The sequence below is a fragment of the Mucilaginibacter lacusdianchii genome (assembly GCF_009770985.1).
Lineage (GTDB): Bacteria > Bacteroidota > Bacteroidia > Sphingobacteriales > Sphingobacteriaceae > Mucilaginibacter > Mucilaginibacter lacusdianchii.
On record NZ_WSRW01000002.1, the window covers coordinates 1,503,587 to 1,521,662 of the forward strand.

16 protein-coding genes and 1 pseudogene are annotated in these 18,076 nt (G+C 41.3%); 10 read left to right on the plus strand and 7 right to left on the minus strand.

Features of this window, described 5'->3' with window-relative positions; translation table 11 throughout:
- The first annotated feature begins 357 nt into the window (after positions 1 to 357).
- The 3 genes from GPM24_RS13500 to nth all read left to right on the plus strand — a co-directional run bounded on the left by GPM24_RS13500 (position 358) and on the right by nth (position 2,041).
- Positions 358 to 942 carry an RNA polymerase sigma factor gene (locus GPM24_RS13500; RefSeq protein ID WP_158827259.1) on the plus strand — a complete coding sequence of 195 codons (585 nt, stop codon included), beginning with the start codon at positions 358 to 360 and terminating at the stop codon, positions 940 to 942.
- A gap of 85 nt (positions 943 to 1,027) precedes the next feature.
- Positions 1,028 to 1,225 (plus strand): hypothetical protein, encoded by a 198-nt coding sequence (locus GPM24_RS13505; RefSeq protein ID WP_158827260.1) that lies wholly within the window; start codon positions 1,028 to 1,030, stop codon positions 1,223 to 1,225.
- Positions 1,226 to 1,279: 54 nt separating this feature from the next.
- Complete coding sequence (nth, locus tag GPM24_RS13510) at positions 1,280 to 2,041, plus strand: endonuclease III (RefSeq protein WP_158827261.1); 762 nt, start codon at positions 1,280 to 1,282, stop codon at positions 2,039 to 2,041.
- Here the strand turns inward: nth and GPM24_RS22375 are convergent.
- From GPM24_RS22375 to GPM24_RS22145, 3 genes and pseudogenes are all read right to left on the minus strand, one after another.
- A complete protein-coding gene (locus GPM24_RS22375) occupies positions 2,022 to 2,465 on the minus strand; it encodes a tetratricopeptide repeat protein (protein ID WP_369409697.1) in 444 nt (147 codons plus the stop codon). The two genes, nth and GPM24_RS22375, sit on opposite strands and share 20 nt — an antisense overlap.
- Positions 2,451 to 3,137 (minus strand): annotated as a pseudogene (locus tag GPM24_RS22305) (serine hydrolase domain-containing protein); the annotation flags it as partial. The pseudogene GPM24_RS22305 and the gene GPM24_RS22375, both read right to left, overlap by 15 nt.
- Before the next feature lie 15 nt (positions 3,138 to 3,152).
- Positions 3,153 to 3,410: a hypothetical protein gene (locus GPM24_RS22145; protein WP_199269743.1), complete on the minus strand. Its 258-nt coding sequence runs from the start codon at positions 3,408 to 3,410 to the stop codon at positions 3,153 to 3,155.
- A 170-nt stretch (positions 3,411 to 3,580) separates the two neighbouring features.
- Between GPM24_RS22145 and GPM24_RS13520 the strand changes: the two genes are divergently transcribed.
- A complete protein-coding gene (locus GPM24_RS13520; protein WP_158827262.1) occupies positions 3,581 to 4,807 on the plus strand; it encodes an MFS transporter in 1,227 nt (408 codons plus the stop codon).
- A gap of 45 nt (positions 4,808 to 4,852) precedes the next feature.
- Here GPM24_RS13520 and GPM24_RS13525 read toward each other — a convergent pair whose 3' ends face one another.
- Together GPM24_RS13525 and GPM24_RS13530 are read right to left on the minus strand one after the other, a co-directional pair.
- Positions 4,853 to 5,074 carry a DUF1456 family protein gene (locus GPM24_RS13525; protein WP_158827263.1) on the minus strand — a complete coding sequence of 74 codons (222 nt, stop codon included), beginning with the start codon at positions 5,072 to 5,074 and terminating at the stop codon, positions 4,853 to 4,855.
- Positions 5,074 to 6,420 carry a DEAD/DEAH box helicase gene (locus GPM24_RS13530; protein ID WP_233268828.1) on the minus strand — a complete coding sequence of 449 codons (1,347 nt, stop codon included), beginning with the start codon at positions 6,418 to 6,420 and terminating at the stop codon, positions 5,074 to 5,076. The genes GPM24_RS13525 and GPM24_RS13530 overlap by 1 nt, the downstream gene beginning before the upstream one ends.
- Before the next feature lie 382 nt (positions 6,421 to 6,802).
- Between GPM24_RS13530 and recA the strand changes: the two genes are divergently transcribed.
- The 5 genes from recA (at position 6,803) to GPM24_RS13555 (ending at position 12,165) form a co-directional block, all read left to right on the plus strand.
- The gene (gene recA, locus GPM24_RS13535; RefSeq protein WP_158827264.1) at positions 6,803 to 7,822 is read left to right on the plus strand and encodes a recombinase RecA; all 1,020 of its coding nucleotides are present in this window, start codon (positions 6,803 to 6,805) and stop codon (positions 7,820 to 7,822) included.
- A 161-nt stretch (positions 7,823 to 7,983) separates the two neighbouring features.
- Positions 7,984 to 8,955: a FimB/Mfa2 family fimbrial subunit gene (locus tag GPM24_RS13540; RefSeq protein WP_158827265.1), complete on the plus strand. Its 972-nt coding sequence runs from the start codon at positions 7,984 to 7,986 to the stop codon at positions 8,953 to 8,955.
- A gap of 58 nt (positions 8,956 to 9,013) precedes the next feature.
- Positions 9,014 to 9,967 (plus strand): DUF6562 domain-containing protein, encoded by a 954-nt coding sequence (locus GPM24_RS13545; RefSeq protein ID WP_158827266.1) that lies wholly within the window; start codon positions 9,014 to 9,016, stop codon positions 9,965 to 9,967.
- A 150-nt stretch (positions 9,968 to 10,117) separates the two neighbouring features.
- Positions 10,118 to 10,960 (plus strand): oxidoreductase, encoded by an 843-nt coding sequence (locus tag GPM24_RS13550; protein WP_158827267.1) that lies wholly within the window; start codon positions 10,118 to 10,120, stop codon positions 10,958 to 10,960.
- A 173-nt stretch (positions 10,961 to 11,133) separates the two neighbouring features.
- Positions 11,134 to 12,165: an aldo/keto reductase gene (locus GPM24_RS13555; RefSeq protein WP_158827268.1), complete on the plus strand. Its 1,032-nt coding sequence runs from the start codon at positions 11,134 to 11,136 to the stop codon at positions 12,163 to 12,165.
- 176 nt (positions 12,166 to 12,341) lie between these two features.
- Here GPM24_RS13555 and GPM24_RS13560 read toward each other — a convergent pair whose 3' ends face one another.
- Together GPM24_RS13560 and tsaD are read right to left on the minus strand one after the other, a co-directional pair.
- Positions 12,342 to 12,512 (minus strand): hypothetical protein, encoded by a 171-nt coding sequence (locus GPM24_RS13560; protein ID WP_158827269.1) that lies wholly within the window; start codon positions 12,510 to 12,512, stop codon positions 12,342 to 12,344.
- 12 nt (positions 12,513 to 12,524) lie between these two features.
- Complete coding sequence (tsaD, locus tag GPM24_RS13565) at positions 12,525 to 13,526, minus strand: tRNA (adenosine(37)-N6)-threonylcarbamoyltransferase complex transferase subunit TsaD (protein WP_158827270.1); 1,002 nt, start codon at positions 13,524 to 13,526, stop codon at positions 12,525 to 12,527.
- Between the two features lie 59 nt (positions 13,527 to 13,585).
- On the opposite strand from tsaD, the gene GPM24_RS13570 reads away from it, so the two are divergent.
- The gene (locus GPM24_RS13570; protein WP_158827271.1) at positions 13,586 to 18,019 is read left to right on the plus strand and encodes a translocation/assembly module TamB domain-containing protein; all 4,434 of its coding nucleotides are present in this window, start codon (positions 13,586 to 13,588) and stop codon (positions 18,017 to 18,019) included.
- Positions 18,020 to 18,076 lie beyond the last annotated feature (57 nt).

An 18,076-nucleotide genomic window follows, 5' to 3' on the forward strand; every position in this document is an offset into this window, starting at 1 on the left:
GTGGTAACATTCTGTTGCAGAATAAATAATACCTTACCCAGCAGTTAAACCCCGGCACAAAAATTCAGTCTTATAAACATAAGCAACCGTTGTTACACGTATTGCGTATATTACGTATATATAACCAATAAACCAGTTTATTATTGCAAGTAAACGCTTCTTTTCAGTTCAATTTTGAACGTTATAAGGGTTTGTCATTACAGTGTGTTATAACCTATATTTTGAAATTTTATTTGGAAATTAACACAACATTTAGTTTATTTGATATACAAAAGAACGAGGAACCCCTATAGATTAGAACTTTACTTAAAGCATTATTTTTTTTAAAATTTATTGATTTTTAAAAGTAGAGGTTCTATGGATTTTCATTTGAAAAGTGATCAGGATTTAATCCATCTATATATCGGCGGACAAGAAGGGGCTTTGGTCGAACTAATCCGTCGCTATCAATCTAAAATTTATACATCTATTTACTTGCTGGTTAAGGACGAATACCTGGCCGAAGATATTTTTCAGGATACCTTCATCAAGGTTATCAACACCCTTAAAGCCGGTAAATATAACGAAGAAGGTAAGTTTTTACCTTGGGTAAGCCGTATTGCCCATAACTTGGTTATTGACCACTTTAGACGCGAAAAACGCACCCCACTGGTAAGTGGCGGCGACGATTTTGATATTTTCGATGTATTAGGCCATCATGATGAAAGTACGGAAGACCGTATGGTACGCGAGCAGACTTATAAAGACCTGAAATCTTTAATTCATCTGCTGCCAGCCGAACAAAAAGAAGTACTGATTATGCGCCACTTTAGTGATATGAGCTTTAAAGAAATTGCTGATGTTACCGAAGTAAGCATTAACACCGCCTTGGGCCGTATGCGCTATGCCTTAAACAACCTGCGCAAAATGATGCAACAAAAAGAATTGAGCCTTAAAAATTAAGCAATAACTAATTAAAATTTTTTTAATAGTTATAAAATAACGTCATGCGAGGTGCGTTATAGTGTTATATAAACACGAAAAGCTTATGGGTGAAAATTCTACATTTATTTTTAATGCAATCACAAACAAGGCTATGGTGAACGAACAGGATATTATCGAACATGTGGATGCAGATGCACTGATTTTTTATCATGCACTAAGAACTGAAATGGACCTTTTACAGGTAAAGCCTAAAAAGCAAACCATTGATAACATTCTGGAGTATTCCAAAAACTTACGTTAGTGATGCCAACAAAAGCCCTGTCAAAAGCAGGGCTTTTGTTATCTTTGCCGTCTGATGTTAAAGAAGGAACGCTACAAGTTATTTGTTGAATATTTTTCAGGCCACCAGCCCAACCCGGTTACCGAATTACATTATTCGAACCCGTTTGAGTTGCTGGTAGCTGTTATATTATCGGCGCAATGTACCGATAAACGCATCAACCAAATTACCCCTGCCCTTTTTGCCCGTTTCCCAGATGTGGAATCGTTATCGGCAGCCAGCGTAGAAGAAATTTTTTCTTACATCCGCAGTGTAAGCTATCCTAACAATAAAGCCAAGCATTTGGCTGGTATGTCTAAAATGTTATTGGAGCAGTTCAATGCCGTGGTACCGTCTGATTTAAATGAACTGCAAAAGCTACCCGGCGTAGGCCGTAAAACGGCTAACGTAATTGCTTCGGTAGTATACGATGCACCGGCTATTGCAGTAGATACGCATGTATTCCGTGTAGCTAACCGTATTGGTCTTACCACTAATGCCCGCACACCGCTGGCTGTTGAAAAGCAATTAACTGAATACCTGCCCAAACAAACTTTAGGCTTTGCACACCACTGGCTTATATTACACGGCCGGTACATTTGCATAGCCCGCCGCCCTAAATGCGAGGTTTGTCCGCTTACTCATTTTTGCAAATATTACCAAAGCGGCAAAGCATCGCTAGTGTTTAGCAAAACGGCCAAGGTGGCAAAGGGCAAAATTGTTAAAGCCATCAAAGCTGCTAAGCCTACCAAAGAAGTAAATACAGACAATGACACCCCTATTTCTCCAGCTCAGTAATTACGGCTTGCGCCGTTTTGTTTCCAGGGGTTAACTTTAATGATTGTTTGTAATTTACTAGTGCTTTGGCTTTATTTCCCTGCTTGTAATAAGCCTCGCCTAAACTATCATAAACGTTACCAGACTGTGGAAAAAGGTGCGTATTATATTCAAAAATGGTAATGGCGTCGTCTATTTTGTTTTTGCCCATCAACAGGTATCCAATGTCATTCAATGCCGATTCATCATCAAAGTTATAATCTTGCGGCTGTTTAGTTTTAAGTTCTTTATAAATTGCTAACACTTGCTCACCGGTCATGCCAGCAGGCGGCATTGTAAAACCTTTCATCACAGCTTTTTTGGGCTGCTGATATGGCTTGTTGTCTAAAATTGCCGTTAATGCATTGTTTAAGTTGTACAAGTTTCCCTGCTTGCTATTCGTCATTAAAATTATGGTTCTACCTTTGGGAATATCAGACGCCAGTAGTGCCTGGTAGTTCATGGTTGTGCCGTCATGTACATGCGTAATTAGCTTGCTGCCTTCCATAGTGCCCTTGCCCAAGCCTGATTGCCGGTTAGGTGCATCGGCTAACAGAATTTGGCGGGTAGACGTCTGATTAATCAATTTAAAATTATCGATGCACTGCGACCATTTATAAAAATCACCCAACGTAACACAAGTCCAGCCGGATATCGGATAAATAAGTTTATCCTGCCTTTTATCATTATTATAGGCCTTAGCTACCAGTTCATCCGAATCAGCAGGATCGATAACAGAATTATTCATTTTACATGGCTTTAGCAGCCTGCTTTTAACAAACTCATTACAAGACATACCTGATACCTTTTCAATAATGCGGCGTTGCAAAAACACGTTGTTGTTATTGTAGGCATAATTACTTCCTGGTTCAAAATCCAGCTGCGTCAACGCCTTCAAATCTTGCATGTTATCAGCATCAGATTTAACGCTTTTCCATTTTACGTCAGGTATACCGCTGGTGTATTGTAAAAGATGAAGTACCTTAACCCGGTCGGCCCAGGCAGGTAGTTCGGGGAAGAACTTTGACACCTTGTCGTCAAGCTGCAAACTACCCTGTTCTTTTAGCATCATAATGCCAACCGCATTAAACTCTTAAGCAATTGAACCAATTTGAAAGCGGTATTTTTCGGTAAGCATAGTTTGCATACTTGTATCGGTAAAACCTATGGCTGCTTTATAAACCATCTTACCGTCATCGGCTACCAAAACATTTCCGTTAAAAAGGCCAAGCCGGTTTGCTCTGCGCATAAACGAATCGATAGCGGCAGCTTTATTACTCTGCGCAAACACGGGCATAACAGAAAAGAGGATTAAATAGCACAGTAGCGTTTTTGATAACAGTTTAGGCATAGTAATTATAAATGGTTTATTAAGATAACCGATTAGTAACACAATTATAAACATTAAGTACCCGCTTAACTGATCTAATTTAACAAAACGCATATATTATTCCGATTATCTGTAAAAAGCCTTTACTGGCACGCGTTTAGCTGCAATTGCATTCCAATTATCTCTGAATTATGGGTGCATCATCACGCAGCTTAAAAGGCCTGGATTGGGCCAATTTGTTTATGGCCGATGTTAAAGATGGCGTGGGTGTTTACCTTTCAGTTTTTCTGCTGACGGTACGGCATTGGCAGCCCGACCAAATTGGCTATGTAATAGCCGTTCCGGGTCTGGTAGGCATATTAGTGCAACCCTTGGCCGGTGCTTTGATCGATCGCTCCACTTATAAACGCTTCTTACTCATTTTGGCTTCTGTAGTTATTGCTTTATGCTGCCTGGTAATTATATGGATGAAAGGTTTTTATCCAACTTTTTTCTCGCAGGCCATGGTGGGTTTGGTGCAAAGTGTTTACACACCCGGCGTAGCAGCTATAACGCTAGGAATGGTCGGCCAGGCGGCGCTGTCTAAACGTATTGGCCGCAATGAAACGTTTAATCATGTTGGTAACATGGGGGCGGCTATTGTTGCCGGGTTGATAGGCCGGTTCATTTCTTACGAAGGCATTTTTTACTTTTCTATTTTACAGTGTATTGCCTTAATTATTGCAGTACTATTTATTAAAGAGCAGGATATTGACCATAACCTGGCCAGAGCAGCCAGTGTAAATGAAACGGAAAACGCCAGCGCTACTGGGCTAAAAACGTTATTCAGTAATCGTAATATTTTATTGTTTACCATATCCATGGCGCTCTTCCATTTAGCCAATGCTGCCATGCTGCCACTGGTTGGCCAAAAGATGGGCCTGCTCGACCAAAAAAACTCATCGTTGTACCTATCTGTCGCTATCATTATAGCTCAAGGCGTCATGGCGCTGGTAGCATCTTATAGCGGCCGTACCGCCGAAAATGGTAGGAAGGCAATTATGATGATTGCCTTTGCCTTATTACCTGTACGTGCGCTGTTATTTGCTTTTATAGACAACCCTTATGCCCTTACAGGCATCCAATTATTGGATGGTGTTGGAGCTGGCATATTTGGAGTGGTAAGCATATTAATGATGGCCGATTTGAGCGAAGGTACCGGCCGTTTTAACTTGCTGCAAGGCTGTGTATATTCTGCCATTGGTTTAGCAGCATCAGTAAGCAGTATTGTAGGCGGCATTTTGGTGAAGCAGTATGGCTACATGGTTGGCTTTATAGTGCTGGCCGCAATAGCCATAGCTGGTATGCTCTTCTTTAAACTTTTGGTACCCGAAACAAAGGGAATAAATGATACTGACAAAGCTGGGACTATTGCATAATCAATAGTAAATATCCCACTATACAAGTGTAATCACATTTACCAATTATGGTTTGGGGCCACGCTTGTAAATAACCAGTCCGTTTAAAAAGTTACGCAGTATCTGATCGCCGCAAGGTTTAAAATTGGGGTGATCTTCTTTTCGAAAGATAGCGCTTAACTCGGTTTTGGTTACCCTAAAATTAGCCAGGTCTAAAATATTTATAATATCATCATCTGTTAGTTGCAAAGCTACCCTAAGCTTTTTCATGATATCATTGTTACTCATCAGATCGAAATTTCTATTTTAACTTTTTTGTTCTTTATTTTTTCACCCTTTATCAACTGTAGGGTACGCTCAGCACGGTTTCGTTTTATGGCGGCATAAGCCGAGTTATCCAGCACCTCAATCAGCCCGAGCTCGTCTTTATCAAGCTCACCTTTTTTAAGCAATAAACCTACAATATCTATTTTGTTTACTTTATCCTTTTTACCTGCTGCAATATACAGCGTAACCCATGGCGATGGCTTCGGAACTACCGGACTTTTCGGTAAATCTTCAATTTCAGGAATATCCTTTAAGTAAGCTGGTTTTTCATCCGGCGATAATATAAGATAGGATGTTCCTTTGGCATGCATACGCGCCGTACGGCCGTTACGGTGTACGAAAGCCTCTTCGTTATGCGGTAGTTGATAATGCACAACATGCTCAATTTCGGGTATGTCCAATCCGCGTGAGGCGAGGTCGGTAGTAATCAGCAAACGATGGCTCCCGTTTCTGAACTTTAATAAGGCGCGTTCTCGATCCTCCTGTTCCATACCGCCATGAAATATGCCGTGTGGCAGGCCCATATCCCACAGCAAATCGCTTATACGATCAACCGCATCCCGATGATTGCAGAATACCAGCGTGGCTTCGTTACCTATTTTACATATCAAAGCAAACAAAGCTTCCAACTTATCTGCCGCTTCGGCTACTACAGCCTTTTGTTTAAGATCGGGCGCTATGGTTACAGTATTTAAATAATCGAGCTTTATGGGATTGGTTATACCAGTAAAGGCCGGAATATCCGACATAGGAGTTGCCGATGTAAGCATACGCATTTTCACACTCGGTAACTGCTTGATGATATAAGTCATATCTTCCTGAAAGCCAAACTCCAGTGCCTTATCAAACTCATCCAATATTAGTGTATGAATTGTTGCTGTACTAAAACTATCCCGACGCAAGTGATGCGCAATACGGCCCGGCGTACCTATCAAAACGACCGGCGGTTGCGACAGGTTATTGCGTTCAGTTTTTACAGGGTGACCACCATAACAGCAGTTAACTTTAAAACCGCTGCCCATGGTTCTGAACACCTGCTCAATTTGCAAAGCCAGTTCGCGCGAGGGTACCAGTATCAACGCCTGCACCGTTGGTATATCAGCATTAAGCACACCTAGTAAAGGCAGCAAAAAGCCCAGGGTTTTACCCGAACCTGTTGGCGAAAGCAGTATCACATCATTTTTTTTGGCTGCATTTAGCGCAGCCTGCTGCATTTCGTTAAGGGCGTTTATTTTAAGGTTTTGAAGGGCTNGCTGCATTTCGTTAAGGGCGTTTATTTTAAGGTTTTGAAGGGCTTGCTTGATCATGCTCAGTTTTAAAGAAAACCAAAGATAATCTATTTATACTGCCAGCTCAGTCAAATCAACTTTTAGACAAAAGCACCACCCAGCTTATACCAAAAAACAAGTAATAGTTTCAGCCGAATTTTGAGGTCATTTTACGCTATGTCATTACAGTTTCAAGCCTTTAATTAATCCGTAAAACATTCGTTTATACCAATAAATTTTACGTAAATTTATATTATCAAATAAGCAAATAAACAGCTTAAAATGGCTTACATAAGTTAAAAATTAATAAGCGCCTGATAATCATAAACCTATAAAATTAAGCACAAATAACTTAAAAATAATTGCTAAAATATTTAGTAATTAAATTATAATCAGTATATTTGTTATACAAAAAAATAAGATGAGTAACGCAAACGCAGATAAATTAAAAGCACTTCAGCTTACCTTGGATAAGCTGGAAAAATCGTACGGTAAAGGAACGATCATGAAACTGGGCGATTCTGTAATTGAGCCGATTGAGGTAATCCCTACCGGTTCGCTTACACTGGATTTAGCTTTAGGTGTGGGTGGTTTGCCAAAAGGCCGTGTGATTGAAATTTATGGTCCTGAGTCATCAGGTAAAACTACACTGGCTATACATGCTATTGCCGAGTGTCAGAAAAAAGGCGGCATTGCAGCCTTTATAGATGCTGAGCACGCATTTGACCGTTTTTATGCACAGAAACTGGGTGTGGACGTAGAGAACCTGTTGATCTCTCAACCAGACAACGGTGAGCAAGCTTTAGAAATTGCCGATAACTTAATCCGTTCTGGCGCTATCGATATTATTGTAATTGACTCGGTTGCTGCCCTGGTACCAAAAGGTGAGATTGAAGGCGAGATGGGTGAATCTAAAATGGGTTTACAAGCTCGTTTGATGTCTCAGGCTTTACGTAAGCTTACCGGTACGATCAACAAAACCGGTTGCTGCTGTATCTTCATTAACCAGTTGCGTGAAAAAATTGGTGTAATGTTCGGTAACCCTGAAACTACCACTGGTGGTAACGCCTTGAAATTCTACGCTTCTGTACGTTTGGATGTACGCCGTATATCTCAAATTAAAGACAGCGATGAGGTATCAGGTAACCGTGTGAAGGTGAAGATTGTGAAAAACAAGGTAGCCCCTCCGTTCCGCTTAGCCGAGTTTGACATTATGTTTGGCGAAGGTATCTCTAAAGCCGGTGAAATCATCGACTTGGGTGTGGAACATAACGTTATTAAAAAATCAGGTTCATGGTTTAGCTATGGAGATAGCCGTTTGGGCCAGGGCCGTGATGCTGTTAAGCAGTTAATAATTGACAACCCAGAACTGATGGAAGAACTGGAAACTAAAATTAAAGCTGTTGTATCTGGCGAGAACTTGCCGGTAGAAACTGAATAATTGCATACATAAATAAATGAGCCGCTTAGTTATCTAAGCGGCTTTTTTATTGATGTAAAAACTTAATAATTAAATAGTTTTAAAACGCATTAACTTTGCTAAAACATTTAATCTTTTTCCTTATTATTAACCTTAGCTAAACCAAGTAACACTTATCATAAATGAAAAAACTCTTACTCTTTGGCATGCTTTGCTCATTAGGCATTGTATCCTGCAAAAAAAACTCCTCATCAGGTGATTCACAACCCGAAACTGGAAACAAAACCTATAAAGTCGATTTTAAAGTAGCTGATTTTACACAACAAACCGGCCCGGTAGTAACCACCAACGCCGTTAACAGCAACAAAAAAACCACAGCTGTGCAAGACAACATCACCACGCTGTATTATCTTATTTTTGATTCCAATAACAAACTGGTACATCAAACCACGCAGAAGTCATCGGTAACAGGTTTTGGAAGCATTTCTGATAGCCTGATGGTAGGTACATATACCGTTGTGTTTATAGGTGGTGCGCCTACTGTACCAACAAACGGTAACGGTGCTATTGTAGACCTACTGCTACTGGAAAACCCTACCACCACTCACACTTTGTCTGATTATTATGCCAGCTATACGGCATCTAATTATACCAGTCCGGGTTCAATTGCGCCGTGGAGTGATACATTTTTTAAATCGTACCAGTTGCAGGTATCTGCATCAACAACTACGCAAAACGTTACCCTTAACCGTATAGTTGGCAAAGTCAGCGTTCATGTTAAAGATTTACCAACAGAAGCAACAACACTTCGGCTTATGGTAATTAATGACAAAAGAAAATTCTACCTGGATCAAAATAAACCTGATGAAACAGGCAGCTCTACCATTATTCATACACTTACAGCAGCCGAAAAAACGGACCAAAATTTTAAGATAAGCGATTTTGTTTTAAATACTGGCGCTCCGCTTACGGTAACTATCACCTGCTATAACCAAAGCGGGTCGGTTTTAGCCAGCAAAGCCATCACAAACGTTGTACTTACAGCCAATCAGGAAACATTGTTTTCGGGTAGCCTATTTGGCAATGGTGCAGGCAGCGGGTACAACGTTACCACTCCAGACTGGGATCCATCAACCATTAACATCTCCTTCTAAAATGTGTGGCTGATTCTGCCTTAAATTATATTACCTATACCTCAAATAGAAACAAATCATGAAATTGAAATTTATATACATTGTGCTTTTGAGCATTTGCTTTGCCTCATGCAAAAAAGACAGCAAGAATACCAATACTGATAAACCCGCAGAAAAATTATACCCGGTAACTTTTGGGGTGTCATCATTTACGCAAAACAGTATTCCATTAAGCGTTGGTAAGCAAACCAATACAATAGTAACAACAGCAACCAGTACGCTAAAAGATACCTTAGATGTATTATACTACTACCTGGTTGATGCAGATGGCAAAGTAAGAAGCCATATACAGCAAACCTCATCGGCAAGCAATTTTGGAACCATTAAAGACAGTGTTGCCGCCGGTACTTATACCGTTGTTTTTACCGGAGGTAAGTCGGGCTTACAAGGAATTAACAACACACCGGTTATTCCGGCCAGTGCCCCGCTGGCAAATAATATTACTTTTACTTACAATACATCATCACCAGGTCAATACATAGCGCCTTGGCAAGACTTTTTTTATAAAAAGTTTACCGTGCAGATACCTACTAACAACAGCAACAAGCAGATAAATCTGGACAGAGTAGTGGCACAATTGCAAGTTGTTATTAAAGACGCGCTGCCTGCAAATGTAGCTTCTGTAGCCGTATTCATCTCAAATGATCTATATGACCAAAACCTATTGAACCTTAAAACAACAGGTTCTGAAAATTCCAGGACATTTAAAATGTTAACGGAAACAGAAAAAGGTAAAAGCAATTACACATTAACAACATATACCATGGCTTATGGTGCACCCTTTAAGGTAACCATAAACTGCTATGACAACAATGGTGGCTTACTGATTTCTAAACAAGTAGATGATGTAACCGCACAAGCTAATAAGCGCACTATACTATCAGGTAACTTGTTTACGCCTTCAACCAGCAGCAATGCTTTTAATGTTAGCGTAAACGTGCAATGGAATGCAACCAATGTGATAGGCTTTTAAGCAGCAGCAACATTCATTTTAAATAAGGGCAGCAACTAGGCTGCCTTTTTTTATTAATACGAATTTGGCTAAAAATAATCCTGATACAGGGCTGACAAACAATTGCACCTAATAGTATTGTTTTGACACTATCATCTAACAACAAAAATCATGAGTAAAGTATGGTTCATAACAGGCTGCTCCACCGGTTTCGGGCGTGAGCTGGCAAAAGAAGTTTTAGCCGCCGGGTATCAAGCTGCTATAGCATCGCGCAAAACAGAAGACGTGCAGGACATCGTATCTGCCTACCCAAACACTGCCATTGCCGTAAAGCTAGACGTGACCAAAGCCGACGAGATAGATGCTGCCGTAAAACAGGCACAAGACAAGTTTGGCCGAATTGATGTGCTGGTAAACAATGCCGGTATCGGTTACTTTGGTGCCATTGAAGCCAGCGAAGAAGACGAGGTGCGCCGCATGTTCGAAATCAACTTTTTTGGATTGGCAAACGTTACTAAAGCAGTATTGCCTATTATGCGCGCACAACGTAGCGGCCACATTTTAAATATTGCTTCTATTGGTGGATTGGTTGGCTTCCCAGCTGTTGGCTTTTACAACGCCACTAAGTTTGCGGTTGATGGCTACTCCGAATCTTTATCTAAAGAAGTAGCGCCGCTAGGTATCAAAGTTACTGTAATTGCCCCAAGTGGTTTCCGTACCGACTGGGCCGGTCGCTCTGCCAACAACAGTAACATTGTAATTGATGATTACAAAGACACTGCAGGTCAAAACCAAAACAGTATTCGTGGTTACAGCGGTAAACAACCCGGCGACCCGGTACGTGCTGCCAAGGCCATGATACAGGTAACAGAAACCGAAAACCCTCCACTACGTTTACTTTTGGGCGAAGCTGCATTGAAAGGTGCCCGCAATAAAATAGACCTGCTTAAGAAGGATTTTGACGAGTGGGCTGAGGTATCGGTAGGCGCGGATTTTCCGAAAGAAGAGCAATAGCCTTTTCCTTTCCCTCCCAGGGAAAGGAAGACTTTAAAATAAACATACCTGTCGCCTTGAACGCTAGTGAAATATTTTTAAAGCTGATATTCACTTACCGCTCTCAAAATATCTCTCGTTAGTACTCGAAATGACAAGCATTCTTAGTTTTTAACTAAATACAACCTTAAAACATGGAACATAGACAATTAGGCGCCTCCGGATTATTTGTCCCTGTACTCAGCTTTGGTACGGCCACATTTGGCGGTGGTAATGAATTTTTCAAAGCATGGGGCAATACCCACTTAGACGAAGCCAAGCATTTGGTTAACCTTTGCCTGGATGCCGGCGTTAATTTTTTTGATACCGCTAACGTGTACTCACGTGGCACATCAGAAGAAATATTAGGCGCTGCGTTACAAGGACTACGTAATCAAGTATTGATTTCTACTAAAGCCACTTTTCCGATGGGCAGTGGCCCTAATGATTTCGGATCATCACGTGCGCATCTTATCCAAGCCTGCGAGGATAGCCTGCGCCGCTTGCAAACTGATTATATAGATGTATACCACCTGCACGGTTTTGACGGCAATACGCCGGTTGAAGAAACCCTACGTGCGTTAGACGATTTGATTACCGCCGGTAAAATACGTTACATCGCCTGCTCTAATTTTTCGGGCTGGCATTTAATGAAATCACTGTCAGTTTCTGAAAGATACGGCTGGGCACGCTATGTAGCGCATCAAGCTTATTATTCACTGCTGGACCGTGAGTTTGAATGGGAACTGATGCCCTTGGGTATCGATCAAAAAGTGAGCACCATTGTATGGAGCCCATTATCATCGGGCAGGCTAGGTGGCAAATTCCGCCGCAACCAGCCCGTACCACAAGATAACCGTATTGCACAGGGCGGCTCGCATGGCCCGGCTACCAACTTTGAAAGGCTATATGATATTGTAGATGCGCTTGACGAAGTGGCCGAAGAAACCGGCAAAAGTGTACCTCAGGTAGCTTTAAACTGGTTGCTGCAACGCCCAACGGTAGCCAACATTGTGATTGGTGCCCGTAACGAAGAACAACTGAAACAAAATTTAGGTGCAGTGGGATGGAACTTAACTACCGACCAAATGAAAAAACTGGATAAAGCCAGCGATGCTGATCCAATTTACCCTTACTGGCATCAGCGTCAAAATACGCGGTTAAATCCGTTGCCTAAGTTTTATTAATTAACTTTCCTCAACTTGTCATTGCGAGCGCTAGCGCGGCAATCTCCTCATAAGCCCAATTTTAATATTGATACTACAAGAAGATTGCTTCGTTTCTCGTAATGACATTTTTTTTATAGATAAACCGTCTCTTTAACAACTTTATCATATCAAGATAAAGAACTTCGGCAACAGCCTTATTTGCCTTGGGTACGCCAGTACATATATACAATACCAATAACCACTATCAGCGCCAGCACAATTACACCGGTAGCGCCTTTGCGTTTGTCTTGCCGCATAACCCACCACAGTACGCCTACCAGCGGTAAAACAAATATTAGCCAAAAAATCAGGGAAGGTAAACTCATAAATATCAATAGTTAAAACGGCATACGTGCCAATGGTGCCACGTGCTGATTGGTAAAATCGCCTTGTAAAAATTTATAGTAGCCTGCAATAGCAATCATGGCGGCGTTATCTGTACAATATCCCATTTTGGGAATGAAGCAGTTCCAACCATGCTTTTCGCCCAGCTGCTGCAAACCTTGTCGTAAACCGGTATTGGCCGATACGCCACCTGCTAAAGCAACATCTTTAATGCCATAAGCCTGTGCTGCTTTGGTTAGTTTATTCAGCAAAATGGTTACGATACGTTTTTCTACAGAGGCACAAATATCAGCCATATTTTCCTGAATAAAATCAGGATTTTTGGCAACGTTATTTTGAATGAAGTATAGAATGGATGTTTTCAATCCGCTGAAACTAAAATTGTAGCCGGGTATCTGCGGCTCCGGAAACTGGTAAGCGTTTGGATTTCCTTGACGGGCGTATTTGTCAATCAATGGTCCGCCGGGATAAGGCAAGCCCAATATTTTACTGGTTTTGTCCATTGCCTCACCGGCAGCATCGTCTTGGGTTTGGCCAATCACCTCCATATCAAAATAATCTTTCACCAAAACTATTTGCGTATGCCCGCCCGAAACGGTTAAACACAGGAAAGGGAAGGATGGTTTATGATCGCCAATAAAATGTGCCAACACATGAGCCTGCATGTGGTTAATATCAATAAGCGGCAAGTTATTGGCGAGTGCAAAGGCTTTAGCAAAAGATACGCCAACTAAAAGTGAACCTAAAAGACCTGGTCCGCGCGTAAATGCAACTGCATCAATATCATTTTTGCTTACTTTTGCGTTAGATATTGCTTGCTGCACAGCAGGAATGATATTTTGTTGATGTACCCGCGAAGCGAGCTCAGGCACTACGCCGCCGTAAGCTTCATGTATGGTTTGGTTGGCTATAACATTGCTCAACATCACACCATCTGCACAAATGGCAGCAGAGGTTTCATCGCATGAAGATTCAATTCCTAGTATTACAGGCACGGTGATTAATTTTAAAAGGCAAAATTATTAAAAAAATACTCAAAATAGCGTTAATACTGGTGCTCATCGTTTTGCTGATAGTGAGCGTTACGCTATTACTTTTCCAGTACAAGCCGGTACAAACATGGGCTGCCAAAAAAGCAACCAGCTATTTATCTAACGAATTACAAACCAAAGTTGATATAAAAAGCTTGTATATAAAGCCGTTTTCGTCGGTTGTGCTGGAAGATTTGTATGTGTTGGATAAGCAGAAGGATACTTTATTGCGTACGCCAAAGCTAACAGTAGAATTATCGGGCTTCTCGGTGTTTAACAGTATCAAAAAGCGAGTACTTAACCTTGATTTGATTCAGTTAGACAATGGCTCGTTTTACCTGAAAAAGCAAAAAGACAGTACTACCAACCTGCAGTTCATCATCGACTATTTTAACAAAGGCCCTAAAAAGCCCGAAACGCCCGGTAAACCCTGGACGATTAATTTTGGTAAAGTAGCACTTAACAATTTTCATTTCAGGTACAAAAACTATCTGAGCCATGTAGCTACCCCCAAGCAGGTGAATTTTGACGATATAGACGTTAACCATTTAACGCTTGGCCTTACGCAGGTTGATTTAAAGAACCACCTGTTTAAAGGGCATGTACAAAGCCTGGCATTGCATGAAAAAAGCGGCTTTAATGTGCGTAACTTGACCGTTAATGCCACTATAGATACCAACCAGATTCTGCTGCAAAACCTGTTGCTGCAAACACCGCACTCACTGGTAAAAGATTATTTCAGGATGCGATATAAATCGTTTGACGATTTCAGCAACTTTGAAAACCGAGTACGCATGGATGCCGATTTGAAGCACTCGCACTTGTCATCAACTGATGTAGCCTATTTTACCAGCTCGCTGGATAAAAGCACTTTTGAATTTGGTTTAAACGGCCGCGCCAGCGGATTGGTAAATAATATAAAAGCCCGTAACTTAATGGTTACTACCGGCCAAGCCACTTACTTGAAAGGTAACTTTAACCTGAAAGGCCTACCCGATTGGGAAAAAACTTACCTGGATTTAAACTTTGAACAATTATCCAGCAATAAAAAGGACTTGGATAATTTGCTTACCCACTTGGTAGGCCGCAAAATGGTGATGCCTGAATTTATTGGCAAATTTGGCAACATCAATTTTACCGGCAAGCTAAAAGGTTTACAAGACAACTTTACAACCACTGGTACCTTCAAAACCAAGCTGGGCCGTTTGGATCCTGACATCAACCTTCAGTTCCCAACCAATGGCGTACCTGCTTACAGCGGTAAAGTAGCCGCCCAAAACTTTGATTTGGCCACGCTACTTGATGATAAAACGCTGGGCCGCACAACTTTTAATGCCAACATTAAAGGCCGGGGTGATGAATTGAAAAACCTGAACGCACAGGTAAAAGCGCAAATCAGTTATGTAGATTTTCAGGGTTATCAATACCAAAATTTAACTATTGACGGTGGCTTTACCAATCAAATTGCCAAAGGACGCGTAACCATTAATGATCGCAACATCAAATTTGATTTGACTGGTAATATTGATTTGAATTCAACTTTACACCGCTATACTGTTGCAGGTAATATTAGCAATGCACATTTAAATCGCCTTCGGTTATTAAAAGATACAATTACCGTTAGTACCAATATCAACACCAACTTTACCGGCAACAATTTAGATAACCTGCAAGGGCGCATATTGCTTTCTCCATCGCGTATTGTTACACCACATTTAAATTATGTGGCAGATTCGGTGATGCTAAGTGCATCCGGAACCGGTGCTAACAGATTAATTAACCTACAATCAGACTTTGCCGACGGCAGTATTAAAGGCAGTTTTGATTTAGCCACTTTGCCATCGTACTTTAAAAGTATTGCCAAAAAGTATATTCCATCGTTAAAAACAACCATTGTTAAACCCAAGCCCGAAAACTTTGATTTTAACCTGCGGCTTAAGAACCTAGACCCGCTGTTGGCTATGTTTGCCCCTGATATAAAAATTCCAGATCAAGGTAACTTTGTGGGTCACTTCAACTCTACCCAAAAAACGGCCACACTAAACGGCATTATCAAAACTATAAAATACGGCAAAATTGTTTTTCATGATTTTATTGTGGATGAAAGCACAGCCGATAGCGTACTGGATGTGAACATGTCGTTGAGCCGGGTAGATTTAACTGACAGCTTGTTTGTTAAAGACATCAACGTATCTAACTTTTTAAGAAACGACAGTTTAAATTTTAACGTCAAGCTATCCGACAAAAACGCACGTAACCAGTTAGACTTATACGGCTTGGTTGAGTTTGGCCGCGATACTACGGCTAAACTTAAACTTTTGCCATCTGAAGTGGTGCTGGAAACGCAATCGTGGCGTTTGCAGGAGCAGGTGCGCATTCGTTTACTGGATGGCAAAACGCAGATATCAGGCTTTGAGCTTTCAAACGGCGAGCAGCAGGTTCGGATTAATGGCTTTATATCCCCTAATACAAAAGATAAACTCACGGTAGAGTTCGAAAAGTTTAGCATGGCTACGCTTAACCAGTTAACCAAAACTGCAGGTATTAATCTTCAAGGTCATTTAAATGGCGACGTCGTTTTAAGTTCGGTCACTAAATCGCCTGGCGTGGATGCGAATTTAAAAATCGACTCCCTGATGATGAACAAAACGTTAGTAGGCGATATAAAAATTCTGTCTAATCTGGATAACGAGCGTAAACTGGCCAACGTAAAACTCAACATACTGAACCGCGGACTGGAAACCATGAATATTTCAGGTGCTTACAACCTGGACAAAGATGTGACTGATAAGCTCAATTTCGATATTCGAATGGACCAGACAGAGGCCATCATATTTGAGCCGTTTGTTAAAAGCTTGGTATCAGACGTTAAAGGAACTATATCGAGCGACATAAAACTTACCGGGGCACCATCTAACCCTAAGTTGAATGGCACGATCACGTTAGAGAATACCGGCTTGACGGTAGACTACCTGAAAGTGCCATATACCATTAACGATAAGCTGGTAGTTGACAATAGCATCATCCGTATTACCAACATGCAGCTTAAGGGGCCAAAAGGCGGCAAGGGTGTTGCTAATGGAATTGTAGACTTGACCAATGCTGCAAATCCGTTATTAGACATTAAGGTAGATGCCCAAAACTTAATGGCATTGAATACCAAATTAAAAGATAACCGTTTATACTACGGAACGGCTTTTGCTACCGGCCAAATTACTTTTACGGGCCCTATCGATAATATGAATATTGATATCAAGGCCACTACTCAGGAAGGTACAGTATTCAACATTCCGCTGAACACGGCAGCTACTGCCAGTCAGTACGAATTTATCCGGTTTGTGAATCACCGCGATTCTACCAAGATTATCAAAACGGCCAATGCATTTAAAGGTGTAACCTTAAATTTTGAGCTATCGGCAGATGAAAAGACGGTTGTACGTATTACTACCGATTTGGGCTTACTGGAAGGCCGTGGGCAAACCCGCAATCTGGAAATGCACATCAACAGTTTGGGCGACTTTGATATGTACGGCGACTTTTTGATTACCTCAGGAAAGTTTGAATTAACGGCTCAAAACTTTATTAGTAAAAACTTCCAGATTGTACAAGGTGGTACCATCCGCTGGACGGGTAGCCCAAGCAATGCCGAGATTAACCTGAAAGCGATATACGAAGTACGTGCCACTGTTAAAAACCTTTACCAAGCCGCCGGTTTACCAGCACCCGCACAAGGTGATAGACTGGAACTGGTACAGGCACAATTGAATATCACTCATACACTATTACAACCTACTATTGATTTCGACTTTAACTTCCCGGTTAATCCATCTATTAAAGATGAGGTAGGGTCATACCTGGCCGACGTAAACAACCGGAACCAGCAGGCCATCAGCTTAATTATTCGCCGGCAATTTGCATCGGGCAACGGCACCAACATCAACCAGCAGGTAGTGGGTACAGCCAGTAATGCGGCAAGTGAATTCTTTTTCAATAAGCTGAACAGTTACATTGCACAGTCTAATTTAAAAGGCGTGGATATCAATATACGTTCACAGTATGATGCCAGTGCATCGTTACGATTTGGGCGGTTTATTTTAACAGGTAGCATTTACGACCCTAAAGCTAACGGAGATTTATTTAACCTTGGGTCGTCAAATTTATTCAACTCCAGCTTTAATAACTTAACGCGCGATTTTAACGCCGAGTATCTAATTCGAAAAGATGGTTTACTGAGAGGACATTATTCTTATCGGGCGTTAAATACAACCACCTACTCGCTTAGTACCTCTATTACACAATACGTGAACGGTGTAGGCTTAACTTACCAACGCGATTTTGACAGCATCCGAGAGTTTTGGAGAAGCATATTCAGAAGAGGCCGCCAACAGCAACCGGCTACCACAACTACTCCCGGCTATACACCAGCCATTGATGACAACGAAAATGAAGATGAGTAATCAAGTTCAATAATAAACAAAAGAGCCCCATTAAAAATGGGGCTCTTTTGTTTATTA